The organism is Micromonospora sp. NPDC002389 (assembly GCF_040296095.1).
Lineage (GTDB): Bacteria > Actinomycetota > Actinomycetes > Mycobacteriales > Micromonosporaceae > Micromonospora.
In genome coordinates, this window is the sequence record NZ_JBEOWP010000006.1 from 297,516 (window position 1) to 323,724 (window position 26,209).

Annotated in this window: 25 protein-coding genes; 16 read left to right on the plus strand and 9 right to left on the minus strand. The window is 70.9% G+C overall.

Annotation, left to right across the window (positions count from 1 at the left end; all coding sequences use genetic code 11):
* The first annotated feature begins 221 nt into the window (after nt 1-221).
* Nucleotides 222-557, plus strand: coding sequence for a hypothetical protein (locus ABT008_RS14325; RefSeq protein WP_350696551.1), 336 nt, complete (start codon nt 222-224; stop codon nt 555-557).
* A gap of 32 nt (nt 558-589) precedes the next feature.
* Nucleotides 590-1,501 carry an ATP-grasp domain-containing protein gene (locus tag ABT008_RS14330; RefSeq protein ID WP_350696553.1) on the plus strand — a complete coding sequence of 304 codons (912 nt, stop codon included), beginning with the start codon at nt 590-592 and terminating at the stop codon, nt 1,499-1,501.
* Between the two features lie 52 nt (nt 1,502-1,553).
* Here the strand turns inward: ABT008_RS14330 and ABT008_RS14335 are convergent, their stop codons facing one another.
* The gene (locus tag ABT008_RS14335; protein ID WP_350696554.1) at nt 1,554-2,525 is read right to left on the minus strand and encodes a COX15/CtaA family protein; all 972 of its coding nucleotides are present in this window, start codon (nt 2,523-2,525) and stop codon (nt 1,554-1,556) included.
* 98 nt (nt 2,526-2,623) lie between these two features.
* Between ABT008_RS14335 and ABT008_RS14340 the strand changes: the two genes are divergently transcribed.
* The 8 genes from ABT008_RS14340 (at nt 2,624) to ABT008_RS14375 (ending at nt 9,399) form a co-directional block, all read left to right on the plus strand.
* Nucleotides 2,624-3,400, plus strand: coding sequence for a helix-turn-helix transcriptional regulator (locus ABT008_RS14340; protein ID WP_449946589.1), 777 nt, complete (start codon nt 2,624-2,626; stop codon nt 3,398-3,400).
* Nucleotides 3,397-4,827 (plus strand): Fe-S cluster assembly protein SufB, encoded by a 1,431-nt coding sequence (gene sufB, locus ABT008_RS14345; protein WP_117227176.1) that lies wholly within the window; start codon nt 3,397-3,399, stop codon nt 4,825-4,827. Before ABT008_RS14340 ends, sufB begins: the two co-directional genes overlap by 4 nt.
* An 83-nt stretch (nt 4,828-4,910) precedes the next feature.
* Complete coding sequence (gene sufD / locus ABT008_RS14350) at nt 4,911-6,056, plus strand: Fe-S cluster assembly protein SufD (RefSeq protein ID WP_350696556.1); 1,146 nt, start codon at nt 4,911-4,913, stop codon at nt 6,054-6,056.
* Nucleotides 6,056-6,382: a non-heme iron oxygenase ferredoxin subunit gene (locus ABT008_RS14355; protein WP_350696558.1), complete on the plus strand. Its 327-nt coding sequence runs from the start codon at nt 6,056-6,058 to the stop codon at nt 6,380-6,382. The genes sufD and ABT008_RS14355 overlap by 1 nt, the downstream gene beginning before the upstream one ends.
* On the plus strand, nt 6,382-7,155 hold the full coding sequence (gene sufC, locus ABT008_RS14360) for a Fe-S cluster assembly ATPase SufC (protein ID WP_131054272.1): 774 nt from the start codon (nt 6,382-6,384) through the stop codon (nt 7,153-7,155). Before ABT008_RS14355 ends, sufC begins: the two co-directional genes overlap by 1 nt.
* 25 nt (nt 7,156-7,180) lie before the next feature.
* Nucleotides 7,181-8,485 carry a cysteine desulfurase gene (locus ABT008_RS14365; protein WP_350696559.1) on the plus strand — a complete coding sequence of 435 codons (1,305 nt, stop codon included), beginning with the start codon at nt 7,181-7,183 and terminating at the stop codon, nt 8,483-8,485.
* A 39-nt stretch (nt 8,486-8,524) separates the two neighbouring features.
* On the plus strand, nt 8,525-9,001 hold the full coding sequence (sufU, locus tag ABT008_RS14370) for a Fe-S cluster assembly sulfur transfer protein SufU (RefSeq protein ID WP_350696561.1): 477 nt from the start codon (nt 8,525-8,527) through the stop codon (nt 8,999-9,001).
* Nucleotides 8,998-9,399: a metal-sulfur cluster assembly factor gene (locus tag ABT008_RS14375; protein WP_350696563.1), complete on the plus strand. Its 402-nt coding sequence runs from the start codon at nt 8,998-9,000 to the stop codon at nt 9,397-9,399. The genes sufU and ABT008_RS14375 overlap by 4 nt, the downstream gene beginning before the upstream one ends.
* Nucleotides 9,400-9,529: 130 nt before the next feature.
* Here the strand turns inward: ABT008_RS14375 and ABT008_RS14380 are convergent, their stop codons facing one another.
* The gene (locus tag ABT008_RS14380; protein WP_350696565.1) at nt 9,530-11,398 is read right to left on the minus strand and encodes a S8 family peptidase; all 1,869 of its coding nucleotides are present in this window, start codon (nt 11,396-11,398) and stop codon (nt 9,530-9,532) included.
* 429 nt (nt 11,399-11,827) lie between these two features.
* Here ABT008_RS14380 and ABT008_RS14385 point away from each other — a divergent pair, with 429 nt between their 5' ends.
* The 3 genes from ABT008_RS14385 to ABT008_RS14395 all read left to right on the plus strand — a co-directional run bounded on the left by ABT008_RS14385 (nt 11,828) and on the right by ABT008_RS14395 (nt 16,994).
* Nucleotides 11,828-12,028, plus strand: a complete 201-nt coding sequence (locus tag ABT008_RS14385; protein ID WP_350696567.1) for a hypothetical protein — start codon at nt 11,828-11,830, stop codon at nt 12,026-12,028.
* A 211-nt stretch (nt 12,029-12,239) separates the two neighbouring features.
* Nucleotides 12,240-15,947 (plus strand): M12 family metallo-peptidase, encoded by a 3,708-nt coding sequence (locus ABT008_RS14390; protein WP_350696569.1) that lies wholly within the window; start codon nt 12,240-12,242, stop codon nt 15,945-15,947.
* A gap of 171 nt (nt 15,948-16,118) precedes the next feature.
* Complete coding sequence (locus tag ABT008_RS14395) at nt 16,119-16,994, plus strand: sulfurtransferase (RefSeq protein ID WP_350696571.1); 876 nt, start codon at nt 16,119-16,121, stop codon at nt 16,992-16,994.
* Nucleotides 16,995-17,088: 94 nt separating this feature from the next.
* Here the strand turns inward: ABT008_RS14395 and ABT008_RS14400 are convergent, their stop codons facing one another.
* From ABT008_RS14400 to ABT008_RS14430, 7 genes are read right to left on the minus strand one after another with little or no spacing between them, the layout of a single operon-like run.
* Nucleotides 17,089-18,573, minus strand: a complete 1,485-nt coding sequence (locus tag ABT008_RS14400) for a mannitol dehydrogenase family protein (protein WP_350696573.1) — start codon at nt 18,571-18,573, stop codon at nt 17,089-17,091.
* Entirely contained in the window at nt 18,570-19,505 is a 936-nt protein-coding gene (locus tag ABT008_RS14405; RefSeq protein ID WP_350696574.1) for a PfkB family carbohydrate kinase, read from the minus strand. The genes ABT008_RS14400 and ABT008_RS14405 overlap by 4 nt, the downstream gene beginning before the upstream one ends.
* Entirely contained in the window at nt 19,502-20,053 is a 552-nt protein-coding gene (locus ABT008_RS14410) for an SIS domain-containing protein (protein WP_350696576.1), read from the minus strand. Before ABT008_RS14410 ends, ABT008_RS14405 begins: the two co-directional genes overlap by 4 nt.
* Nucleotides 20,011-20,658 (minus strand): orotidine 5'-phosphate decarboxylase / HUMPS family protein, encoded by a 648-nt coding sequence (locus tag ABT008_RS14415; protein ID WP_350696578.1) that lies wholly within the window; start codon nt 20,656-20,658, stop codon nt 20,011-20,013. Before ABT008_RS14415 ends, ABT008_RS14410 begins: the two co-directional genes overlap by 43 nt.
* Before the next feature lie 3 nt (nt 20,659-20,661).
* Nucleotides 20,662-21,432 (minus strand): ATP-binding cassette domain-containing protein, encoded by a 771-nt coding sequence (locus ABT008_RS14420; RefSeq protein ID WP_350696579.1) that lies wholly within the window; start codon nt 21,430-21,432, stop codon nt 20,662-20,664.
* The gene (locus ABT008_RS14425) at nt 21,425-22,450 is read right to left on the minus strand and encodes an ABC transporter permease (protein WP_350696581.1); all 1,026 of its coding nucleotides are present in this window, start codon (nt 22,448-22,450) and stop codon (nt 21,425-21,427) included. Before ABT008_RS14425 ends, ABT008_RS14420 begins: the two co-directional genes overlap by 8 nt.
* 40 nt (nt 22,451-22,490) lie before the next feature.
* Nucleotides 22,491-23,438 carry an ABC transporter substrate-binding protein gene (locus ABT008_RS14430; protein WP_350696583.1) on the minus strand — a complete coding sequence of 316 codons (948 nt, stop codon included), beginning with the start codon at nt 23,436-23,438 and terminating at the stop codon, nt 22,491-22,493.
* Nucleotides 23,439-23,747: 309 nt separating this feature from the next.
* Here ABT008_RS14430 and ABT008_RS14435 point away from each other — a divergent pair, with 309 nt between their 5' ends.
* From ABT008_RS14435 to ABT008_RS14445, 3 genes are all read left to right on the plus strand, one after another.
* Nucleotides 23,748-24,794 (plus strand): LacI family DNA-binding transcriptional regulator, encoded by a 1,047-nt coding sequence (locus ABT008_RS14435; RefSeq protein ID WP_350696585.1) that lies wholly within the window; start codon nt 23,748-23,750, stop codon nt 24,792-24,794.
* Nucleotides 24,775-25,422, plus strand: a complete 648-nt coding sequence (locus ABT008_RS14440; RefSeq protein ID WP_350696586.1) for a nucleoside/nucleotide kinase family protein — start codon at nt 24,775-24,777, stop codon at nt 25,420-25,422. Before ABT008_RS14435 ends, ABT008_RS14440 begins: the two co-directional genes overlap by 20 nt.
* A gap of 68 nt (nt 25,423-25,490) precedes the next feature.
* On the plus strand, nt 25,491-26,153 hold the full coding sequence (locus ABT008_RS14445) for an acVLRF1 family peptidyl-tRNA hydrolase (protein ID WP_350696588.1): 663 nt from the start codon (nt 25,491-25,493) through the stop codon (nt 26,151-26,153).
* Nucleotides 26,154-26,209 lie beyond the last annotated feature (56 nt).

The window sequence follows — 26,209 nt, forward strand, 5'->3', positions numbered from 1 at the left end:
ATTTGTCTGCTTTGTCGCACTATTGACACCCACTGCGGGATCGTTCTCATCCGACCGCACCTGATGGCATTGATGGCGTTCTGTGGTGCCGATTAGGGTGATTCGCCTGGATAAAACCGGGCAAAACTCCTGGTCGCTGTCTTAAACCAGCAGGTAATCGGTATCACAAAAGCTTCCCTGTTCTCGCCCTTTCGCTTGCATCTCTGCTTAGGCTTCGCGTTATGGCAGATGGTTCCGATACGACGCTGACGGCTGATCAGACCGCCTCCGGCGTGGCCCCGAGCGGGCTGGTCGCGGGTATCAAGTCGTTCGCCGCCGGACACGGCGGGGCGAAGGCGGTCATCGAGTACGTCGGCAAGCGCGGGGCGCGGATCGTCCTGGTGGGTTCGGACGGTGCGTGGGGCGACCAGTTCGCGGAGGACACCGGGGTTGCCCGGGATGCCTGCGCGGCGGCCGGTGTCGCCGTGGAGAATGCCTGGGAGCGGGAGTTGATGGACCAGATGCGGCCCAGCAACGACCTCTGGCGTTCGATGGCCCGCCGCACCATGGCCCGCTAGATAAATTCGCACCACGGATAGATAGAGATAGATTGACTAACCACCACCAGTCGACCCGGGGGAAACCCCGGGTCGCTCTCGTCACCTGCACCGAGCTGGCCGATCTGGAGCCGGACGACCGCCTCGTGATCGGCCCACTCGCCCACCGCGGGGTCACCGCCGAGCCGGTCGTCTGGGACGACCCGGCTGTCGACTGGTCCGACTACGGCCTGGCGATGCTCCGTTCGCCCTGGGACTACATGTCCCGCCGCGACGAGTTCGTCGCCTGGGCGGCGCGGGTGCCCCGGCTGGCCAACCCGGCCGACGTGGTGCGCTGGAACACCGACAAGCGCTACCTCGACGAGCTGTCCGCCGCCGGTGTGCCGACGGTGCCCACCGCCTGGGTGGCTCCCGGCGAGCAGTGGCGACCACCGGCCGACACCGGCGAGTACGTCGTCAAGCCCTCGGTCAGCGCGGGCAGCCAGGACACCGGGCGCTACGACCTGGCCGACCCGGAGCACCGGGACCTCGCCGTGGCCCACGTACGTCGACTGGGCACCGCCGGCCGGGTCGCGATGATCCAGCCGTACCTGAGCGCGGTGGACTCGGCCGGCGAGACCGCGCTGCTCTACTTCGCCGGTCCGGGCGGGCCGACGTTCAGCCACGCCATCCGCAAGGGCCCGATGCTCGCCGGGCCCGACCTCGGGGTGGGTGGCCTGTACAAGGCCGAGGAGATCAGCCCGCGCACCGCCGGTGCCGACGAGCTCGCGGTGGCGCAGCGGACCCTCGCGGCCGTGCCCGGCGGGCCGGAGCGCCTGCTCTACGCCCGGGTGGACCTGATCCCCGGCCCGGACGGGGCGCCGGTGCTGGTGGAGCTGGAGTTGACCGAGCCGTCGCTGTTCCTGGGGCACGCCGAGGGTGCCGCCGATCGCCTCGCGGACGCGATTGTCGCCCGGATGGGCTGATCGTCGGAGTTCCGGCCAGGTGCCGTGCCGGCCGGAACCGCCCGGGCGCGCCTCAGGCGTGTGCGGGCACCGGCTGCTCGGCCGTGACGGCGCTCTCGTCCGGCGTCGGCTGCACCGGGCGACGTTCCCGGATCGACCAGAGCACCGCCAGTGTCGACAGCCAGACCAGGCAGGAACCGAGCATGTGCGCGCCGACCAGCAGCACCGGCAGGTTGGTCAGGTACTGCACGAAGCCGATCACACCCTGGGACAGTTCGACCGCGAGCAGCACCCCGGCGGCGCGCACGGCGCGGGCCGGCGCGCCGACCGCGCGCAGCGCCAGCCAGAGGCCGACGGTCAGGCCGATCAGCAGGAAGACCAGGTCGGCGTGCACCTGGGAGATGGTCTGCGGATCGAGGCCGTTGCGGACGGCGTTCGCATCGCCCGCGTGCGGGCCGCTGCCGGTGACCGCCACGCCGACCACGATCACCGCGGCACTGACCACCACGGTCAGCCAGGTCAACGTCCGCAGCGCGGAGGGCACCACCGGCACCTTCGGCCCGTCCGGCTCGCGCACCCGACGCCAGAGGGCGTACGCGACGAGCAGCAGCACCATCGAGACCACGAAGTGGATGCCGACGACCGAGGGGTGCAACTGGGTGCGGACGGTGATCCCGCCGATCACCGCCTGCGCCACGATGCCGAGCACCACGCCCAGGGCCAGCGGCACCGTGCCCCGGCGACGCGGCCGGTGCGCCAGCGCGGCCAGCAGCGTGGCGCCCGCGATCAGCACCAGCGCGAAGGTGAGCAGCCGGTTGCCGAACTCGATCACCCCGTGCACGCCCATCTCGGCGGTGGTGGTGTACGAGTCGTCGGTGCACCGGGGCCAGGTGGGGCAGCCGAGCCCCGAGGCGGTGAGCCGGACCGCCCCGCCGGTGACGACGATCACCGTGTTCGCGACGATGTTGGCGTACGCGAGTCGGCGCAGCAGGGTGGTGGAGACCGAGAACCGGGCGGGTCGCTTCACGGTGGGAATCCTACGCACCGTAGTTGACGCCGATCGGGTGACTCCGCCCGCTCGGTGGTTCGGATCACCGGACCCCGCGTTTGCAGGCGCCCGACGAATTACGTAACGTGGGCGTTGTGAAAAAGGCGGCAGGGTTCCCCGGGCACCCGCCGGCAGCCGGTTCGGCCGCCGGTGGCCCGGTGCCGCCCACCTCGGAGGCGGCGCCCGCCGCCGACCTGTCGACCCGGGACCGGGTGACCCAGTTGCTGCTGGAGCGTCGCGCCGCCACCGCCGCCCAGCTCGGCGACGCGCTGGGGCTCAGCCCGGCGGCGATCCGCCGACACCTGGACGCGATGCTCGCCGACGGCGACGTGGTGGCCCGCGAGCAGACCGTACGCGGTCACCGCGGGCGGGGCCGCCCGGCCAAGGTGTTCCTGCTGACCGACGCCGCCCGTAGCCGCTGCGGCACCCACCACTACGACAACATGGCCACCGCGGCGCTGCGGTGGATCGCCCGTACCGGCGGCTCCCGCGCGGTGGAGGACTTCGCCGCCGAGCAGGTGGCCGCGCTGGAGGCCCGCTGTCGGGCCGCCCTGAGCGACGCCGGGGACGATCCGATGGCTCGTGCCGAGGCACTCGCCGCGGCGTTGACCGCCGAGGGATACGCTGCCAGTGCGTCCACGATCGCTTCCGGCGGCCAGCTCTGCCAGCACCACTGCCCGGTGGCACACGTGGCCGCCGAGTTCCCTGCGTTGTGCGAGGCCGAGACCACGGTGATCTCTCGCCTGGTCGGCACCCACGTGCAGCGCCTGGCCACCATCGCGCACGGCGACGGGGTGTGCACCACGCACATTCCGGGTTCGTCGCCTGCCCAGTCCGGTAAGACCGTCACCACTGTGAGGACAGATAGATGACCGAGCAGATCGTCCAGCCCCTGACCCAGGAGGAGCAGCTCGCCGCCCTGGGCAACTACGAGTACGGCTGGGCCGACCCGGACGTCGCCGGGGCGGTCGCCCAGCGTGGCCTCAGCGAGGCGGTGGTGCGGGACATCTCGGCCAAGAAGAATGAGCCCGCGTGGATGCTCGACCTGCGGCTCAAGGGCCTGCGGCTGTTCGGCCGTAAGCCGATGCCGGCCTGGGGCGCCGACCTCACCGGGATCGACTTCGACAACATCAAGTACTTCGTGCGCTCCACCGAGAAGCAGGCCGCGAGCTGGGAGGACCTGCCGGAGGACATCAAGAACACCTACGACAAGCTGGGCATCCCGGAGGCGGAGAAGCAGCGCCTCGTCGCCGGTGTGGCCGCCCAGTACGAGTCCGAGGTGGTCTACCACAAGATCCGTGAGGACCTGGAGGAGCAGGGTGTCCTCTTCCTGGACACCGACACCGCCCTCAAGGAGCACGAGGACGTCTTCAAGGAGTACTTCGGCACGGTGATCCCGGTCGGCGACAACAAGTTCGCCGCCCTGAACACCTCCGTCTGGTCCGGCGGCTCGTTCATCTACGTGCCGAAGGGCGTGCACGTGGAGATCCCGCTGCAGGCGTACTTCCGGATCAACACCGAGAACATGGGCCAGTTCGAGCGGACGCTGATCATCGTCGACGAGGGCGCGTACGTGCACTACGTCGAGGGCTGCACCGCGCCGATCTACTCCTCGGACTCGCTGCACAGCGCCGTGGTGGAGATCATCGTCAAGAAGAACGCCCGGTGCCGCTACACCACCATCCAGAACTGGTCGAACAACGTCTACAACCTGGTCACCAAGCGCGCGGTGTGCCACGAGGGCGCGACCATGGAGTGGATCGACGGCAACATCGGCTCCAAGGTGACCATGAAGTACCCGGCGGTCTACATGACCGGCGAGCACGCCAAGGGCGAGGTGCTCTCGGTGGCGATGGCCGGCGAGGGCCAGCACCAGGACGCCGGCGCCAAGATGGTGCACGCCGCACCGCACACCAGCAGCACGATCGTGTCGAAGTCGATCGCCCGGGGTGGCGGCCGGACCTCGTACCGGGGTCTGGTGCAGGTGCTGGAGGGTTCGCACAGCAGCGCCAGCACGGTCAAGTGCGACGCCCTGCTGGTGGACACCATCTCCCGCTCGGACACCTACCCGTACGTCGACATCCGCGAGGACGACGTGTCGATGGGGCACGAGGCGACCGTCTCCAAGGTCAGCGAGGACCAGCTCTTCTACCTGATGAGCCGGGGCCTGAGCGAGGACGAGGCGATGGCGATGATCGTGCGCGGCTTCATCGAGCCGATCGCCAAGGAACTGCCGATGGAGTACGCCCTGGAGCTCAACCGCCTGATCGAGCTGCAGATGGAGGGCGCGGTCGGCTGACCTCGCCCACCGGCGGGCCGGCTCGCGTCGGCCCGCCACCTTCGCACCACAGACCGTCGTCGTGAGAACAGACCAAGGACGAGATGACTACCCAGGCTTCCGCGCCGCCGCCGAGCACCAAGTCGCAGGCGCTGCGCTCGTACGACGTCGCCGACTTCCCGGCCCTGACCGGCCTGGAGGAGGAGTGGCGCTTCACCCCGCTCAAGCGGTTGCGCGGGCTGGTCGGTGACGACCGCACCGCGACCGGCACGGTCCGGCACGAGTACGCCGACCTGCCCGAGGGCGTGACGGTGGAGCGCGTCGACCGGGACGACGAGCGGGTCGGCAGCGTGCTGACCCCGTTCGACCGGGTCAGCGCGCTGGCGTACGGCGGTGCCGGGCAGGCGCTGCTGGTGCGGGTCGCCCGGGAGGCGGTGCCGGCCGAGCCGGTGACCGTGCGGGTGGTCGGCGAGAGCGCCGAGGGCGTGGCCTTCGGGCACACCGTCGTGCAGGTGGAGCGCTTCGCCGAGGCGACCCTGGTGCTGGAGCACGTCGGCTCGGCGACCCTGGCCGACAACGTCGAGGTGACCGTGGCCGACGGCGCGAAGCTGACCCTGGTCACCGTCGCCGACTGGGCCGACGACGCGGTGCAGGCGCAGCACCTCAAGGTGAAGCTGGGCCGGGACGCGCGCGTGGTGCACGTCCAGGCCACGCTCGGTGGTGACCTGGTGCGCCAGTTCACCACCGTCGAGTACACCGACCGGGGCGGCGAGGCCGAGCTGTACGGCGTCTACTTCGCCGACTCGGGCCAGCACCTGGAGCACCGCCAGCTCGTCGACCACACCGTGCCGGACTGCCGCAGCTACGTCGGCTACCGGGGCGCGTTGCAGGGCGAGAGCGCCCGGACGGTCTGGGTCGGCGACGTGCTGATCCGCGCCGAGGCGACCGGCACCGACACGTACGAGATCAACCGGAACCTGCTGCTCAGCGACGGCGCCCGGGCCGACTCCGTGCCGAACCTGGAGATCGAGACCGGCGAGATCGCCGGGGCCGGGCACGCCAGCGCCACCGGCCGCTTCGACGACGAGCAGTTGTTCTACCTGATGGCCCGGGGCATCCCGGAGGCCGAGGCCCGCCGCCTGGTGGTGCGCGGCTTCTTCGCCGAGCTGCTCAACAAGATCCCGGTCGAGGAGCTGCGCGAGCGGCTCGGGGAGACGATCGAGGCCCGCCTGACCAAGGCCGGCGCCTGATGATCCGCATCTGCGCCGTCGAGGACGTGCCGAAGGGCACCGCGATCAGCGCCGACGTCGACGGCACCGCGATCGCGCTCGTGCACGCCGAGGACGAGGTGTTCTACGCCGTGCACGACGAGTGCTCACACGCCGCCGTGGCCCTCTCCGAGGGGGAGGTGTCCGGCTGCACCCTGGAGTGCTGGCTGCACGGCTCCCGCTTCGACCTGCGTACCGGCGAGCCGAGCGGGCTGCCGGCGACCGAACCCGTACCCGTCTATCCCGTCGAAGTCCGCGACGGCGACATCTACGTCAGCCTGACGCCGAGTAATGGAGTGACCCGATAATGAGCACCCTGGAGATCCGTGACCTGCAGGTGTCGGTCAAGCTGCCCGAGGGTGAGCTCAAGCCGATCCTGGCCGGTGTCGACCTGACCGTGCGCTCCGGTGAGACGCACGCGATCATGGGCCCGAACGGCTCCGGCAAGTCGACCCTGGCGTACTCGATCGCCGGTCACCCGAAGTACGAGATCACCGGCGGGTCGGTCACCCTCGACGGCGTCGACGTGCTGGAACTCTCGGTCGACGAGCGGGCCCGCGCCGGTCTGTTCCTCGCCATGCAGTACCCGGTCGAGGTGCCCGGCGTGTCGGTGGCGAACTTCCTGCGGACCGCCAAGACCGCGCTGGACGGCGAGGCGCCGAAGCTGCGGACCTGGGGCGGCGAGCTGCGTGGCGCCATGGAGCGCCTGCACATGGACCCGGCCTTCGCCCAGCGCAACGTCAACGAGGGCTTCTCCGGCGGTGAGAAGAAGCGGCACGAGATCGTGCAGCTCGAACTGCTCAAGCCGAAGATCGCCATCCTGGACGAGACCGACTCCGGTCTCGACGTGGACGCGCTGCGCGTGGTCAGCGAGGGCGTCAACCGGGTCCGCGACACCGGTGACACCGGCCTGCTGCTGATCACCCACTACACCCGCATCCTGCGCTACATCAAGCCTGACTACGTGCACGTCTTCGTGGCCGGCCGGATCGTCGAGGAGGGCGGCCCGGAGCTGGCCGACAAGCTCGAGGAAGAGGGCTACGAGCGGTACGTCGCCGGGGCCGGGTCGGCGCGGGCCTGAGCCGAGGGAAGGGCCGGTCACGACGATGACCACCATCGCGATCCCGTCCGGGATGCCGCAGTACGACGACGTGCCCGGCTACGACGTGGCGGCGGTACGCGCCGACTTCCCGATCCTCGATCGGGAGGTCAACGGGCATCCGCTGGTCTACCTGGACAGCGCCAACACCTCGCACAAGCCGCGCCAGGTGCTCGCCGTGCTGGACGAGCACTACCGCCGGCACAACGCCAACGTGTCCCGGTCGGTGCACACCCTGGGCACCGAGGCCACCGAGGCGTACGAGGGGGCCCGGGCGAGGATCGCCGCGTTCGTCAACGCGCCGAGCGCGGACGAGGTGGTGTTCACCAAGAACTCCACCGAGGCGATCAACATCGTCGCGTACGCCTTCTCCAACGCCTCGCTGCGCGCCGACGCCGACCCGCGGTTCCGGCTCGGGCCCGGTGACGAGGTGGTGATCTCCGAGATGGAGCACCACTCGAACATCGTGCCGTGGCAGTTGCTCTGCGAACGGACCGGTGCGACGCTGCGCTGGTTCCCGGTCACCGACAACGGCCGGTTGGACGAGTCGGGGCTGACGGACCTGGTCAACGAGCGGACGAAGATCGTCTCGCTGGTGCACATGTCCAACATCCTCGGCACGGTCAACGCCACCTCGCGGATCACCGCGCGGGTGCGCGAGGTGGGTGCGCTGCTGATGCTGGACTGCTCGCAGTCGGTGCCGCACATGCCGATCGACGTGGTCGAGCTGGACGCCGACTTCATCGTGTTCACCGGGCACAAGATGTGCGGCCCGACCGGCATCGGGGTGCTGTGGGGGCGGGCCGAGCTGCTGGCGGCGATGCCGCCGGTCTTCGGCGGTGGTTCGATGATCGAGACGGTGTCGATGGACGGCTCGACGTACGCGCCGCCACCGGCCCGGTTCGAGGCGGGTACCCCGCCGATCGCCGAGGCGGTCGCGCTCGGTGCCGCCGTGGACTACCTGACCGGCCTCGGCATGCGGGCGATCCAGTGGCACGAGAAGCAGCTCACCGCCTACGCGTTGGATGCCCTGGCCACCGTGCCGGGCCTGCGGATCTTCGGTCCGGAGGTGCCGGTGGGCCGGGGTGGCACGATCTCGTTCGACCTGGCCGACGTGCACCCGCACGACGTGGGGCAGGTGCTCGACTCGCTCGGCGTGCAGGTGCGGGTGGGCCACCACTGCGCCCGTCCGGTCTGCCGGCGCTTCGGGGTCCCGGCGACGACGCGGGCCTCGTTCTACCTCTACACCACCACCGAGGAGATCGACGCCCTGGTGGCGGGTCTGGAACAGGTGCGGAAGGTGTTCCGATGAACCGGGCGACGCCCGGCGAGTCGACGGGAGGTCGGCCCGATGCAGCTTGAGTCGCTCTACCAGGAGATCATCCTGGATCACTACAAGCACCCGCACGGCCGTGGCCTGCGGGACGCCGCCGACCCGGCGGCGCAGGTCGGCGAGGCGCACCACGTCAACCCGACCTGCGGCGACGAGGTGACCATCCGGGTGGCCACCGACGGCACCGTGCTGCACGACGTGTCGTACGACGGCATGGGCTGCTCGATCAGCCAGGCGTCGGCGAGCGTCCTGCACGAGCTGCTGACCGGCCGGGACGCGGCGGCGGCGTTCGAGGTGCACGAGGCGTTCGTGGCGCTGGTGTCCGGCCGTGGCCAGGTCACGGCGGACGAGGAGGTGCTCGGCGACGGGGTGGCGTTCGAGGGTGTCGCCCGCTATCCCGCCCGGGTCAAGTGCGCGCTGTTGCCGTGGATGGCGTTCAAGGACGCCGCGGCACGCGCCGGTGTGGGCGCGAGCCCGACGGAGGTGAAGGCATGACCGAGGAAACCAGCACGCCGGAGAACGGGGCCGTGGCCACCGAGGCTGCCGCGCCGGTCGCGGCGACCGGCGGCAAGGCCGCCGTAGCCGACATCGAGGAGGCGATGAAGGACGTCGTCGACCCGGAGTTGGGCATCAACGTGGTCGACCTGGGTCTGGTGTACGGCGTGCACGTCGACGACGACAACGTCGCGACCCTGGACATGACGTTGACCTCGGCGGCCTGCCCGCTGACCGACGTGATCGAGGATCAGACCCGTCAGGCGCTGACCACCGGTCCGGGTGGCGGCCTGGTCGGCGACATCCGGATCAACTGGGTCTGGCTGCCCCCGTGGGGGCCCGACAAGATCACCGACGAGGGGCGCGACCAGCTCCGCTCGCTCGGCTTCAACGTCTGAGCTGACGCAACGGCGCCCGGAGCCCGGCCGATGGCCGGGAACTCCGGGCGCTGTCGTGTGTGCTGGACGGTGCACCCTTCCCCGGCCGCTGCGGCGGCGGACGGTGTGACCCGCCCGCCGTCGCGTCAGGTCACAGGGTCAGCGTCCAACTGTCCAGGTAGCCGGTGTCGGCGCTGGCGGAGTCCTGGACCCGCAGCTTCCAGGCGCCGTCGGCGGCCTTGCCGGACAGGTCGCGGGTGTAGGTCTGGAAGATGTTGTCGGCGCTGCTGCCGGTGCGGTTGTGCAGCACGTAGGCGGTGCCGTCCGGGGCGATCAGCGAGACGGTCAGGTCACCGATCCAGGTGTGGAAGATGCGTACCTCGACGGTGCTGGTGGCACTGGCGGCGCGCCCGCATCCGTGGATGACGATGGTGCTCTCGACGGTGCTGTTGTCGTTGATCGGGTAGTCGGTGGCGTTGCCCTGGGCGCAGCCGGGCGGGCCGTTCACGGTGAGCGTGAAGGTGGCGCCCTGGGTGGTCTCCGGCCCGGTGCCGAGCACGGTCACCGAGTAGAGACCGGGCACGGTGCCGGCGTCGGCGCTCAGGGTCAGCGTGGCGGTGTCGCCGGAGGTGACGGTGGTCGGGCTGAAGCTCGCGGTCACCCCGGCCGGCAGGCCGCTGACGCTGAGCGCGACGCTGTGCGGCGTACCGACCGTGGTGGTGGTGCCGACCGTGGTCGTGGTCGAGCTGCCCGGGTCGACGGTGCCGCTGCCCGGGGCGAGGGTGAGGGCGAAGTCCTGGGTGGGCGGCACGATGTTGCCGGTGTAGAGCAGCTTGTTCGGCGATCCGACGCCCGGGTTGGTGACCACGTTGTTGGTGGCGTCGGCGACCAGCAGGTCGCGGATCTGCTGCGGGCTGTAGCCGGGGTTGGCGGCCACGGCCAGGGCGGCGGCGCCGGCCACGTGCGGGGCGGCCATCGAGGTGCCGTTGATGGTGTTGGTGGCGGTGTCGCTGCCGATCCAGGCCGAGGTGATCGCGCTGCCCGGGGCGAAGACGTCCAGGCAGGCGCCGAAGTTGGAGTAGCTGGCGCGGGCGTCGGTGCTGGTGGTCGCGCCGACGGTGATCGCCTCCGGGGTGCTGGCCGGCGTGTAGTTGCAGGCGTTGGCGCTGCTGTTGCCGGCGGCGACCGCGTACACCACGCCGTCGGCGATGGACCGGGCGACCGCGTCGTTGGTGGCCTGGTCGCGGCCACCGCCGAGGCTCATGTTCGCCACCGCCGGCTCGCCCGGCTGGTGATCCGCGGTGACCCAGTCGATGCCCGCGATGACCTGCGCGTAGGTGCCGCCGCCGCTGTTGTCCAGTACCCGTACGCCGACCAGGGTCACGCCCTTGGCCACGCCGTACGCGGTGCCGCCGACCGTGCCGGCGACGTGCGTGCCGTGACCGTTGCCGTCGTCGGCGCTGCCGCCGTCGATGGCGTCGAAGCCGGAGACGGCCCGACCGCCGAAGTCGGTGTGGGAGAAGCGGATGCCGGTGTCGATGATGTACGCGGTGACGCCGGTGCCGTCGTTGGGGTAGGCGTAGCTGTTGTTCAGCGGCAGCGCCCGCTGGTCGATGCGGTCCAGGCCCCAGGACGGGGTGGGGGACTGGGTGTCGGCGATGCTGACGGTGCGGTTCTGCTGGACGTACTCGACGGAGGGGTGGGCCGCCAGCCGCTTGGCCGCTCGCTCGGTCAGTCGGGCCTCGAAGCCGCGCAGGGCGTCCTGGTAGGTGCGGGCGATGCTGCCGCCGTGCCGCCCGGCGAGGGTCTTGGCGGTGGCCCCGACCTGCGCCCGGCTCACCGCCGAGTCCTTGAGCACGACGATGTACGAGTCGGCGACGGCGGCGGCGTCGCCGGCGTGCACGATCGGACCCTGCGCGGGGGCCGCCTGGGCGGGTGCGGCGACCGCCACCAGGGTGAGTGTCGCCGCGGCGGTGAGGGCGAGGCGCCAGGGACGCCGGGACGGCTGGGAGAGGAGCATCTCCCGCCTCCTTTCGATGCGCAGCCGGCCCGTTTGTGACGGGCCGACCGGTGACCGAGGAACGGACTGACACAGATGGTAGGACCTGATTGCATCGAAGTTGAGAGATATGATTCGCCTCCCGAATCCCGTAGCATGGTGGTTTTTGCCATCCACGATCATGAATAATTTCGTGGAAACGAAGCGGAAACACAGGTCGTCGGCGGGAAGTGGCCGCTGTCCGTTGTGGATGCTCGGCCGAACCTCTGGTCAGCGGGGATGCAGGGTGGCCGGATGGGTGTGTCCGTGAACGATCCGCATGATTCGGCCGGGAACGATTGCCGTCCGGCAATTCGCTCCGGGTGTGTTCGCAATTCGGTCCCATTGACGAGACGCCTGGATGGACAGCCCGCGATCCGTCAGCCGAGGCTCCGGTGGGAGCCGCGGTAAATGCGTGGCAGCGGCCGGGCGTGGGGCGCAGGATGGCGCCGTGCGGACGTACCCGATGATGCCCTGCCCGGTTGCCGTGCCCGTCGCCACGGGCCGACAGCCGGTCGCGCCCGGGTTCCCGCCGCCCCGCCCGCACTCGTGACCGGCGCCTTCCTGGCCGGCGCGGTCGCGGCACTCGCCGTCGCCCTGCTGCTCGACTGAGGCTCCAGAACGGACCGTCGACTGTGTGACGATCTTATGAAAGTCGCGTTGCGCTGAGCGTGGACGGCCCTCTCCCAGAGGATCTTCCTCTGTTCGGCTGATGTTCGTCCTCCGCCGTCCGTTTAGGGTCTGGCCCATCCATCGATCATCCGTGCTGCCCGTCGACCCGGACGGCGCGGTGGGTCGCACCCCTCATCACCAGGGAGACGAGTTGAGGAGCTTCCTCACCCCTCGACCGGGCGGACGGTCCGGACACACCCGGTCACACCGACCCCGCCTGGCCGCCACGCTGGCCGTGGCATTGGTGGCGACGATGTCACCGGTCCTGCTCACCTCCGCCCCGGCCGCTGCCGCCCCCTCGGCCGACGGCCCGTGGCGCAAGGTGGACGGCACGCCCGCCGCCACCAAGTCGGGCCGTCCGGCGGCCATCGAGGCGGCGCACCTGTCCGCCTACACACTGGACCGTTCCGGCATGCAGCGCCTGCTGGAGAGGGCACCGGCGGAGCAGCGCCGCGCGGCGAGCCAGCCGCAGCAGGTGGTGTCCCTGCCCGCCCCCGACGGCACCTTCCAGCGGTTCGCGCTGGTGGAGTCGCCGGTGATGGAGCCGGAGCTGGCCGCCGCCCACCCGGAGATCAGCACGTACGCCGGCACGGGCCTGGACGACCCGACCGCGACGATCCGGGCCGACCTCACCCCGCTGGGCTTCCACGCCTCGGTCCGATCCGCCGACGGGGCGTGGTACATCGACCCCTACTACCACCGTGACCAGAGCCTGTACGCCAGCTACTTCGCCCGCGACCTGACGAACCAGAACGGTGAGTTCGTCGAGCGCGAGGACGTCGAGTCGGCGGCGCACCACCTGCACGACGAGATCGAGGAGGCGCACGACGAGCCGGTCGCCGGCCCGCTGGTGACGCTGCGTACCTACCGTCTCGCGTTCGTGACCGACCCGTCGTACGCCACCTTCTTCGGCGTGGAGAACGTGACCGCCGCGAAGGTCACACTGATCAACCGGGTGAACCAGATCTACGAGGACGAGACCGCGATCCGGCTGGTCCTGGTCAACGACACCGAGAAGACGAACCTGAACACCCCGGCGCTGGCCACCGAGCCGAACGGCCCCTGCGGCAGCGCCGGCTGCTACACCCCGGCACAGCTCACCGGGTGCAGCAGCGGCCTGCTCAACCGCAACCGGATCGTGCTCGGCCAACTCGTCGGCGCGGGCAACTACGACGTCGGCCACATCGGTCTCGGGCTCAGCGGCGGCGGTATCGCCGGCCTCGGCGTGGTCGGCGGCGACGGCAAGGCGCGCGGCTGCACCGGCCTGCCCAACCCGATCGGCGACTACTTCGCGGTCGACTACGTGGCACACGAGATCGGGCACCAGTTCGCCGGCAACCACACCTTCAACGGCAACCAGTGGAACTGCTCGGGCGGCAACCGCAGCGCGGCCAACTCGTACGAGCCGGGCAGCGGCTCGTCGATCATGGCGTACGCGGGCATCTGCCAGCAGGACAACCTCCAGCCGCACACCGACCCGTACTGGTCGCACCGGACCTACACCGAGATCACGAACTTCGTCACGTCGAGCCGGCCGGCGATCAACGAGGTGCAGACCGTCTCGTTGCGTGACTTCGACACCGCCGGCGACTCGTTCACCCTCGGCTACGGGGACGCGACCTCGGCGCCGATCGTGCGTGGGGTCAACTACACCACCGCCGGGATCAAGGCCGCCATCGAGTCGATCGCGGGCTGGCCGGCGGGTGCGACGGTCACCGTGGTCGCCTTCGGGGGCAGCGGCACGCTCAACGACACCGGCTTCCAGGTCACCTTCGGTGGCACCCTGGCCGCGACCAACGTGGCCCCGCTGACCCTGGGCGACCTCACCGGCGTCACCGGTTTCGTCGGCGAGACCGCCAAGGGCGGAGCCGTGGACAACGGCGGCCACCTGGTCGAGCAGACCACCAACCACGCCCCGGTGGTCACCGTGCCGGACGGTCTCACCATCCCGGTGCGTACGCCGTTCGCGCTCACCGGCAGCGCCACCGACGTCGACGGCGACACGCTCACCTACCTGTGGGAGCAGAACGACCGGGGCGGCAGCGCCGGCACCGCACTGATGAACAACACCAAGACCAACGGGCCGCTGTTCCGGGTCTTCGGCGAGCCGGCGTGGGTGTCGCCCGAGGACGCCCTGAAGTACCACTCGCCGGGCCAGAACGCGGTCACCACCAACTCGACCCGGGTCTTCCCGGACCTCGCGCAGGTGCTGGTCGGCAACACCAACGCCCGTACGGGCGCCTGCCCGACCCCGCCGGCACCGCCGGCCAGCGGCAGCGCCTCCAACGTCCCGCCGGAACTCCTGGACTGCTACTCGGAGTTCCTGCCCACCCGGGACTGGGTCGGTGTGAACAACGACCGGACGCTGAACTTCAAGCTCACCGCCCGGGACGGTCGGCCGGGTGGCGGCGGCATCGGCAGCGCCAACGTCGCCCTGACGCTGGCCCCGGACGCCGGACCGTTCCTGGTCACCTCGCAGGCCGGCACCGCCGTGCTCGACGGTGGTACGGCCCAGACCGTCACCTGGGACGTCGCCGGCACCGACGTGGCGCCGGTGAACGTCGGCCAGGTGAAGATCACGCTCTCCGTCAACGGCGGCGAGACCTTCCCGTACGTGCTGGCCGAGAGCACGCCGAACACCGGTGACGCCACGGTGACCCTGCCGAACGTGGCGACCGACGAGGCGCGGATCAAGATCGAGGCGGTCGGCAACGTCTTCTTCGCCGTCAACGACGCCGAGTTCGGCATCCGCTCCGCCCCCGAGGTGTCCACCGACGCCCCGGCCGGCGGGGTCGGCGTGCAGTACAGCGACGCGCTCTCACCGACGGTGACGGTCCGGGCGACCGACGCCGACGGTGCCGGGTCGGCGCTGACCGCGACCGCCACCGGCCTGCCGACCGGTCTGGCGCTCACCGTGGCCGGCACCTCCGGGCCGGACACCCGCCCCGGCACCCGGAGCTGGACCGTCACCGGCACCACCTCGGCGGCCCCGGGCACGTACCCGGTCACCGTCACGGTGACCGACGGCACCGGGCTGGTCGGCAGCACCACGTTCACCGTCACCGTCACCCCGGAGAACGCGGCCGTGACCTGGGCCGGGGACACCCTGGTCAGCACCGCGACCGCCGGTGCCGCCGGTCGCGTCCTGCTGCGGGCCGTGCTGCGGGACAGCTCCGTGCTGCCGTCGTCGGCCGACATCACCGGCGGTGACCTGCGTACCGCCACGGTGACCTTCACCGCGGGTGGGGCCACGCTCTGCGCCGCCCGCGTGGACCTGGTCGCCACCGCCACCACCACCGGCACGGCGGCCTGCACGGCGACCCTGCCGGCGGGGGCGCACACGGTGACCGCCACGGTCGGCGGCAACTACACCGGGGCCACCACCGCCACGGTGACGGTCGCCCGTTCCGACGGCGGATTCCTCACCGGTGGCGGTCACCTCACCGTCACCCGGTCGGCCGGCACCCACCCGGCGGACCGGGCGTCGAAGGTGTCGGTGAACCTGAACGCCAAGCCGGCCACCGCGAAGAAGGCGGCGTCGGGCCACGCGGAGATCACGTACCGGTCCGGCGGCACCGACTACAAGGTCAGGACCACCGCGGTCGACGGTCTCGGCATCACCTCGGCCGGTAGGTCGGCGTCGGTGCGATACCAGGCCGCGCTCTACGACGGCCGGGGCAAGCTGGTGGCCGCCGGCCTGACGCTCGCGGTGACGGTGACCGACCGGGGTGCCCCCGGGCGGCACGACACCGTGGGGATCACCCTCTGGCAGGGCGGCACCCTGGTCTTCTCGTCCGACTGGACGGGAGCCGGGACCGGCGAGGTGTCGCTGACCGGCGGCAACCTCACCGTGCACTGATCGGCGGGCAGGCCGGAGAGGCATGTCCTCTCCGGCCTGCCGTCCGTCGATGAACGCCATCCGAGCGATGGGTGAGCTCCACCACTCGTCGGAATATCCGCAGGTAGGGGCCGTATTGTCGCGAAGGTAATCCCGATTGCCTAGATAGGAAATCCGGCGACAGGAGGACTCATGGCACGCACCCTCGACCTGCCCACCCCGCTCGTGTCCACCGAGTGGCTCGCCCAGCACCTCGACCACCCGGACCTGCGGATTCTCGACGCGACCGTGCACCTGGCCCCGCCGAGCGAGGCCGGCCAGGACTGGTCCCAGACCTCCGGTCGTCCCGAATACCTGACCGCGCACATCCCGTCGGCGGCGTTCGCCGACATCATCGACGACCTCTCCGAACCGGACGGCGGCTGGTTCACCAGGCCCTCGCCGGAGCGCTTCGCCGAGGCGGCGGGTCGCCTGGGCATCGGCCCGGAGACGGCGGTCGTGGTCTACGCGGCCAACGTCTTCTGGGCCACCCGGGTGTGGTGGCTGCTGCTCGCCAACGGCTTCGACAACGTGGCCGTCCTGGACGGCGGATTCGGCAAGTGGACCGCCGAGGGTCACCCGACCCGCTCCGGCGAGGAGAGCTACCCGCCCGCCCAGTTCGTCGGTACGCCCCGTCCGGAGCTGTTCGCCGATCTGGACGAGGTCAAGCAGGTGGTGGAGAACGGCAGCGGGGCCTGCCTGATCAACTCGCTGTCGCCGGAGGACCACCACGCCACCGAGACGATCAACTACGCCCGCCCCGGCCGGATCCCCGGCAGCCGCAACGTCTTCGTCGCCGCGCTGCTCGACCCGACTGACGGCACCTTCCGGTCGGTGCCGGAACTGCGGGAGATCTTCCAGGAGGTGCAGGCCCAGCCGGGCCGGAAGGTCACCTACTGCGGCGGAGGGATCGCCGCCACCGGCGACGCCCTGGCACTGCGCCTGATCGGGGAGACCGACGTGGCGGTGTACGACGGCTCGCTGCGCGAGTGGACCAGCGACCCGTCGCTGCCCGTCGAGGTCGGCTGAGCGCGCCTCGTCCCCGGTCGCCCATACGCCTCCCGGCCCGCCACGCTTTCGCGCTGGCGGGCCGGGAGGCTGTGCGGCGCCGACAGGTCCCGACTCAGCGGGACGGTGCCGCCACGATCTGCCGGAGGGCGGCCCGGACGCCGTCGGCCCGGATCAGTCGCAGTGCCTCGACGTAGGCCTCGACGAACCGGGGGGAGTCGGCGAGGACGCCGAAGAGCGAGCGGTCCGCGATGAAGGCGGTCGGGGTGTCCCCGTTGCGCCGCGCGGCGGCCATCAGGCTGTCCCGACGCGGATCCACCACGTCGATCGGCCGGTCCTGCTCGTCGGTGCCCTCGGCGTACCGAGCCCAGGCCGCCACGACGGCTGCGCAGATGCCCACCGGCCCGCCGTCGTCGAGCTGTGCCGTCACCACCGGCAGCAGGAACTTCGGGATCCGGTCCGAGGTGTCGGCGCAGATCCGGGTCAACGGGTCCTGGATCTCCGGGTTGGCGAAGCGCTCGACGACGGTGCGGCCGTACGCCCGGAAGTCGACCCCGGCGATGGGCTTGAGCGTCGGTACGGCCTCCTCGTCGATGTAGCGCAGCAGCAGCGCCTGGACGTCCGGGTCGGTGATGGCCTCGTGCACGTACCGGTGCCCCAGCAGGAAACCGAAGTAGCAGAGCGCCTGGTGGGTGCCGTTCGCCAGCCGCAGCTTCATCAGCTCGTACGGCTCGACGTCCCCGACGATGTCCACACCGACGTCCTCCAGCGGCGGGCGGCCGGCGACGAACGTGTCCTCCAGCACCCACTGGTGGAACGGCTCGGCGGTGACCGGCCACCGGTCCCGGTAGCCGAAGGTCCGCTCCAGGTAGGCCCGGTCGGCGTCCACCGTCGCCGGTGTCACCCGGTCGACCATGGAGTTCGGGAAGGACACCTGCTGCTCCATCCACCGCGCCAGCTCGGGGTCCTTCATCGCGGCGAAGCCGAGGAACGCGGCGCGCGACACCTTGCCGTTCTCCTGGATGTTGTCGCAGGACATGACGGTCAGCCCAGCCAGGCCACGGTCACGTCGCAGGCGCATCGCCTGGAGCACCAACCCGAACGGCGTCGCGTTCGGCACGGCGGCGTCCAGGTCCGCCCGGATCGGGGCGGAGTCGCCGGTGAACTCGCCGGTCACCTGGTCGATCCCGTACCCGCCCTCGGTGATGGTCAGCGAGACCACGCGGGTGGCCGGGTCGGCGATGCGCTCCACGACGCCGGTCGGGTCCTGCGGGGCGTACCCGGTGCTGAGCAGCGAGCCGATCACCCGGTTGCGCCGGCTGCCGTCCGGCTCCTTCACCGTCAGCGTGTAGAGGTGGTCCTGCGCGGCGAGCCGGTTGCGGGTGCCCTCGTCGGCGGGCCGTACGCCCACGCCGTGCACCGCCCAATCCATGCCCTGCCCCCGGCGCATGAGTTCGTCGAGGTACATCGCCTGGTGCGAGCGGTGGAAGTGCCCGACACCGAAGTGCACGATCCCGCCGCGCAGTGCCGTCCGGTCGTACCGGGGTGCCTCGACCTCGCTGGGCAGCGAAGTCAGGCTCGCGTTGCTCAGTTCCTTCATCGCTCTTTCCGTTCTGTGGGCCGCAGCGCGGCCAGGTTGCCGCCGGAGATCCGGCAGATGTCGGCCGCGAGGTCCATCGCCTCGCGAGCCAGGTCGCGCCACCGTGTCGCGTCCAGGTCGACGCCGTCCTCGGCGAACCCGCACACCAGGCGGGCGAGGGTCGCGTCTCCCGCGCCCATCGTGTCGACGACCGGTCCGGGTCGGGCCGGTACGGGTGCGGTCGCCACGACCCCGTCAGCCGTGTGCACCGACATGCCGTCGGCGGCCCTGGTCAGCACGACCACCCGTACCCCCGAACGCAGCAGCTCGGCCACGAACTGCCCGGGGTCCTCGACGCGCAGGTCGGCGATGTCCTGCAGGCTCAGCTTCACCACGTCGGCGACGGCGGCGAGCCGCCGGAGTCCCGACCGGTAGGCCGAGACGTCCCGCACCAGCGTGGGCCGCACGTTGGGGTCGACCACGAAGGTCCGCCCGGTCCGGCGGACGACGTCGACGAGCGCCTCCACCTGGTCGAGGTCGTCCATCGGGTACGAGTTGACCACCAGGACTGCGCCGTCGCCCATGGTCGCCACGTCCGCCGCCGGGTACGCGTACCGCCGATTGTGGATCGCCTCGGAGAACTCGTAGACCGGCTCTCCCGCCACCCGCCGGGACGTCGCCGTCCCGGTCGGCAGCGCGCAGGCCAGCGGCACCAGGCCGACATCCTCGGCGATGATCGCGGCCCGCAACCACTCGCCGAGGCCGTCGGCGGAGACCGGTGACACCAGTGCCGCCGGTGTCCCGAGCCGCCGGACGCCGACGGCGAGGTTGAGCCCGGCGCCGCCGGGAACGCGGGTACGGGTCCCGTCCTCGTTCTCGATGATGTCGACCAGGAGGTCGCCCACCACGACCACGCCGGACGGTGCTGTCCCGGCTCCGGTCGACGTGGTCACTGGAGGTTGGTGTGGTTGTGGCTCATCGTGCCGGCCGGGTCCGGCAGCCCCCGCATCAGCTCCAGCACGACCGAGTCGAGCAGGATCAGCGCCGACTGCTCGAAGAGCGTCCCGCCGAACTGTCGGCTGGCGTCCGCCGGCAGGACGATGGAACCGTCCGCGAGGTCCCGCAGTGGGCTCTCCCGTTGGTGGGTCACCAGCAGCACCTTCGCGCCCTCCGAGCGGGCGATCCGCGCGAAGCCGACGCTGACCGGGGTCCGCCCGCTGCCCGACACGATCACCAGGGTGTCGCCCGACCGCACCGACGGTGCGGTGGCCTCGCCGACGAAGTGTGCCGTCAGGCCGAGGTGCATGAACCGCATCGCGGCCATCTGCGCGGCGAGCCCGGAGCGGCCCTGACCGGAGAGGAACAGGCGGCCGTCGGCCACGTCGTCGAAGCAGGAGACGAACCGGTCGTACTCGTCCACGGGCAGCGCGGCGAGGACGGACCTCAGCTCGGTTCCGCTCAGGTGCCAGGAGTCGACAGGTCGACCTGTGCTCTGATCCATGCCGCTTCTCCTTCCGGGTCGGTGGCCTCGGTGACTCCCGAGCCGATCACGACGATGTCGGGGGTGACCGCCAGGGCGCGGGCCAGGTTGGCGCGCCCGATGCCGCCGGCCAGGGAGACGCGGAATCCGCGCGCCCGGCGCTGGGCCACCCGGTCGATGTGGTCCTCGTTGCCGAGGCCGGCCCGCCGGGCGTCGGACGGGGCGTGCAGGGCCAGCCAGATGTCCTGCGGTGCACGGCCGTCCAGCAGCGGTTCCACGTCCAGCTCACCGTCGAGGATGGTGTCGAGCACGACTTCCCGCCCGTACCGCCGGGCGACCTCGTCGGTGTCGCGTCGGGTGGCGGGGGAGGCATGCGCGAGCACGGTCATCATCGCGGCCCCGGCGGCGAAGACCATCTCGGCCTCCAGGCTCCCGCCGTCGACCGTCTTGGTGTCGGCGAGCACCGGCGTGTCCGCGCCGAGTTCCCGGGCGGTGCTGATGGCGGCGAGCCCGAAGCGTTTGAGTACGGGCGTGCCGACCTCGATGATGTCGAAGTACCGGCCGACTCGCGGGATGAGCGCGAAGTGCTCCGGCGCGTCGATGGCGAGTTGCAGTCGGATCGCCACGGCCTAGCCCTTCGGCCCGGGAGCGTGCAGGCCGGTGATCACCTTCAGCAGCGAGTCCGGGGTGAACGACGACGTCGGCTCGTCGGCCACCACCCGGCCGAGGCGCAGCACGACGATGCGGTCGGTCACCTGGAGCACGTGCGGCAGCGTGTGCGAGATGAAGATGACGCCCAGGCCACGTTCCCGCGCTCCCTCGATCACCTTCAGCACCTCGCCCGACTGCCGGGCGCCGAGGTGGTTGGTGGGCTCGTCCAGGATGATCACCTTGCGGGCCCAGGCGACGGCGCGGCCGATGGCCACGGCCTGCCGCTGCCCACCGGAGAGCTGGTTGACATTGCGCCGTACGCCGGTCGTCAGGCCGATCCCGGCCCGCTCCAACTCCTCGTGCGCGACGCGGGCCATGGCCTTGTTGTCGAGGAATCCGAGCTTGCCGAGCAGCCCCGGCCGTCGGCGTTCCCGGCCGAGAAAGACGTTGCCGCTGATGGTGAGGTCGGGGCAGAGGCCGGAGTCCTGGTAGAGCGTCTCGATGCCCGCCTGGAGCGCGTCGTGCGGCGACTTCCACTCCTGCGCCACGCCGTCGAGGTAGACGCTGCCGGTGTCCGGCCGGTGCGCGCCGGAGAGCACCTTCACCAGGGTCGACTTGCCGGCCCCGTTGTCGCCGACCAACCCGATGATCTCACCGGCCCGCAGGGACAGGTTGACGTCGGTCAGCGCCCGGACGCTGCCGTAGGACTTGGTGACCTCGCGGGCCTCGTAGATGGGTGCGTCAGCCACGGCCGGCTCCCCTCCTGGTACGGACGTTGATCTGTTGGACGCCGACCGCCACGGCGATCAGGACGCCGATGACCACCTGCTGCCAGTTCGGTGCGACGCCGATCAGGATCAGGCCGCTCAGCACCGCCGTCGTGATGAGCGCGCCGAGCACGGTGCCGGACATCCGCCCGATGCCGCCGGCCAGGCTGGTGCCGCCGATGACCGCCGCAGCGATGGCCGCCAGTTCCTGGCCCTGGCCCGAGGTGGGCGAGCCCGAACCGAGCCGGAAGTAGACGAACAGCCCGGCCAGCCCGGCCATCAACCCGGCCAGCATGTACACCTTCAACAGGTGCCGTTCGACGTTGATCCCGGCGCCCCGGGCGGCGAAGCCGTTCGAGCCCACCGCGTACGTCCAGCGGCCGAACCGGGTGAAGCTGAGCGTCAGCCAGGCGACCGCCAGCACGGCGATTACGACGATCAGTGGGATGGTCAGCAGGTTCAGGTACTGCGTGTTGCCGAGCCGGATCACCTCGGCGGGGCCGCCGGCGATCTGGACGCCGCCGGTCAGCACCAGGGTCAGACCGGCGGCGGCGCCCATGGTGGCCAGCGTGGCGATGAAGGGTGCCAGTTTTGCCCGGGTGATGAGCAGCCCGTTGACCAGGCCGACCGCGAGACCGGTGGCGAGGGCCACCACCACGCCGACGGCGATCGTCGTGGCGGTGGCCGTACCACCCTCGTTCAGGGACCTCATCGTCATCGCGCAGGCGACGCCGCTCAGCCCGAGCGTGGACCCGACCGACAGGTCGATGCCGCCGGTGATGATGACGTACGTCTGCCCGATCGCCAGCAGGATGACCGGAGCCCAGTCCTGAAGGATGTTGGCGAAGGCGAACCGGCTGAAGAACAGCGGGTTCATCGCCGTGAAGAAGAGCACCATGGCGACGAGGACGCCGAGCAGGATCACGTCCTGCCGCAGCAGTGTCGCCATCAGGCGGCTGGCGCGCGTCTCGCTCGCCGCCTGTGTGGTGTCGGCCGTCATGGTGCTCCTCCTCCTGAGATCCGTATCCCCTGGTCGCCGGCTACTGGGTCGGGTACTGGTACTGCTCGGTCTCGGCCAGGTTCTCGTTGGTCATCACCACGTTCGTCATCACGACGTCCTTCTCGATGCCGTCGACGTTCTGGTCGCGGATCGTGTCCACCAGGTTCTGCAGGGCGAGCGCGGCCTGGTCGCCGGGCTTCTGGGCGACGAGGGCGCTGTAGATGCCCGCCTTGAGGTCGGCCACCTGGTTCTCGTAGGCGTCGTAGCCGATGAGCTTGACCTGCTCGGCCTTGCCCGCGTTGCGCAGCGCGGCCACGGTGCCGGAGCCGGAGGTGCCGTCCACGGCGAAGATGCCCTTGAGGTTCGGGTGCTTCAACAGGATCGTGTTGACCGCGGAGGTCGCCCTGGCCGGCTGGCTGTTGGCGTACTCCTTGCCGACGAGCGTGATGCCCGGGTACTTCTTCAGCTCCTCGGTGAAGCCCTCTTCGCGGAGCTGGTTGGTGGTCGCCGTCGGCGAGCCGGACATCAGGAAGACCTCACCGGACTCCCCGATCTGCTCGGCCAGGGTCTGGGCCGCCTGCCGGCCGCCCTCGCGGTTGTCACCGGTGATCGCCGAGGTGAGGTAGCTCTGGTCGGTGACCGTGGTGTCGACGGTGACGACCGGGATGTTCGCCGACTGCGCCTTGGTGACGCTGGGCTGCAGCGCGTCCGGGTCGGTGGGGACGAGGACGAGCCCATCCACCTGCTGGGTGAGCATCGAGTCGACGAACGGGATCTGCGACTGCGGCGAGTACTCGTCCGGCGCGCCCTGCCACAGCAGCCTGATGCCCAACTCCTGGGCCTTCGCCTCGGCACCGACCTGCATGGCCTTGAAGAACGGGTCGGAAGCGATGCCCGGGACGAACCCGATGGTGAGCTGCTCCTCGCCGCCGTCGGCGGCGGAGTCGTTGCCACAGGCGGCCACCGAGAAGGCGAGCGTGCCGGCCATGGCTACACCGATAACTGTCCGGAATGTCCTCTTCATGCCACCAGATCCTTGTCGACTAGTCAGACCAACCTCAGGGGAGTTCCGCCTCCCGTCGTCCTGCCGGGCCGTGTTGCGTCGTCGGGCATCCCCACCAGCACTTCGATGGATGCGCAACCGCTTGCGCACCTTGAAGATGGCGGAACTTTACCCCCGCGCAACCGCTTGCGCAAGGGCTTGCTTTTGGTTAGATTGAGCTCCTTCTCGCCGTGGTCCCGGCAGTCGCAGGACCGGTTGCGAGCCGGGGGAAAGGGTGCAAAACGAGTGGCGACGATGGCCGAGGTAGCACGGATCGCCGGGGTGTCGACGACGACCGTGTCCCATGTGCTCAACAAGACGCGCAAGGTGGCCCCGGAGACCGAGGAACTCGTCCGCAAGGCGCTGGAGTCGACCGGGTACCGGCACAATCTCGCCGCCCGGGCCCTGGCCACCCAGTCCACGGACACCATCGGGTTGGCGATGTCGGTGGTCACCAACCCGTACTTCGCCGCGCTCATCCGGGACATCGAGCGGCACCTGCGCCGGGCCGGGTACACCCTGATCCTGGCCGACACCAACGACGACCCCGAGGTCGAGTTGGACGTGATCAACCACCTGCTGGCACGGCGGGTGAGCGGCCTCATCGTGAACCCGCTCGAAGGCAACACCGCGCTCAACCAGTGCCTGCAGAAGCTGCTCGACGAGCAGTTGCCGACCATCTTCCTCGACCGCCGGTCCACGCTGCCGGGCGACCAGGTCTACTCCGAGTGCCTGGACTCGATCCACCACCTGACGGCCCACCTGGCGGCCCAGGGGCACCACCGGATCGCCTACGTCCGGGGCGCCGTGCGGGAGATGTCGGCCCAGGACCGGCTCGCCGGATACCACCGGGCGGTCGCGGAGCTGGGGCTGGCGAACGACCCGGGTCTGGTCATCGCCGGTGAGTCCGACGAACGCATCACGGAGCAGCGTCTCGCCGAACATCTCGCCTCGGCCGAACCGGCCACCGCCCTGGTCGTCTCGAACAACCAGATGACCCTCGGCGCGCTCCGCGCCATCCGGCGCGCCGGGCTGAAGGTGCCGCACGACATCGCCCTGGTCTGCTACGACGACTTCGAATGGGCCGACCTGTTCGACCCGCAGATCTCGGCGATGGCGCAGGACGCCGCACGGCTCGCCTCGACCGCCGTGGAACTCCTGCTCGCCCGGATCCGGCGACCGGACCGGGCGCCGCAGTCCGTGGTGGTGCCGGCCACCTTCCGGCACCGGGACTCGTGCGGCTGCGGACGCGACACCCACCAGGCCGAGGGGAGCGTGGACAGTGTCCTGGCCGCCGGCTGACACCCTCACGATCGCCGGACTCGCCGACCGCGCCCGGGCGATGTCGGCGGGAGCCGACCGTACGCTCATCGGCATCGTCGGACCGCCCGGCGCCGGCAAGAGCACTGTCGCGGAGGCCCTCGTCCGTCAGCTCGGCCCGGCCGCCGTCCTGGTGCCGATGGACGGTTTCCACCTGAGCAACGAGGTCCTCGACTCACTCGGCCGCACCGACCGCAAGGGCGCTGCGGACACCTTCGACGCGGACGGCTACCTCGCCCTGCTCCGCCGACTACGCGACCAGACCGACGAGGTCGTCTACGCGCCGACGTTCCGGCGCGACATCGAGGAGCCGATCGGTTCCAGCATCCCGGTGCCCCGCACCACCCCGATCGTCGTCACCGAGGGCAACTACCTGCTGCTCGACTCGCATCCGTGGAAGTTCGTCCGCGACCTGCTCGACACCACCTGGTATCTGGAGGTGGCCGAAGAGGTCCGTCTCGACCGGCTCGTCGCCCGCCACGTCGCCTTCGGCAAGACGCCCGACGCGGCCCGCGCCTGGGCGCAGGGCAGCGACCAGGCCAACGCGGCCGTGATCGCCGAATCCAGCCGCTCCGCCGACCTGCTGGTCCACCTCGCGCCGAGCGACTGAGGATCCTCGCCCGCCGACCTGCTCCCGCCCGGCGGTGCCGTCTCGTCCGCCTGCCGTAAGGTCGGGTGATGAGCAGCCGACCCGCCGCCGGGGGAGGCCGGTGGGTCGAGATCGACCCGGGCCGGACCGAACGCTGGGTGGCCGGCTTCGCCGACCGGCACGGCCCGTTCGCCGCCACCGCACAGGAGTACGGACTCCTGCTCGCCGCCCCGGACGGCGCCACCGCCGAACTGCACACCCCGCCGGGCGCGCCGGTCACCGCAGACCTGGACACCTTCGTGGCGGAGGCCGTCGTACCCCGCCGGATCGGGCTGCTGCTGGCGCGCAAGGGCGCGGTGGCGGTCGGGGTCGCCGAGGGGGAGCGGCTGCCGGTGCACAAGGTCGACACGCGGTACGTGCAGGGGCGTACCGCCGCCGGTGGCTGGTCGCAGCAGCGGTTCGCCCGGCGGCGCGACAACCAGGCCAAGGCCGCGCTCGCCGACGCCGTCGACCTGGCGGTCCGACTGCTGTTGCCCGAAGCCGGTCGGTTGGACGCGATCGTCGCCGGTGGGGACCGTCGGGCCGTGGACACCGTGCTGGCCGAGCGTCGGCTCGCCCCACTGGCCGCGCTGCGCGCCGACCGGCTGCTCGACGTACCCGAGCCCCGGTACGCGGTGCTGCTGGCCGCGATCGCCGCTGCCCGCGCGGTGCACATCCTGATCCGCGAAACGGACCGCGACCCGGCCACCTGAGCATCGCCACGTCGGACACGGACGAGCCCCGGTCGATGCCCTTCCCCGAAAGCGTC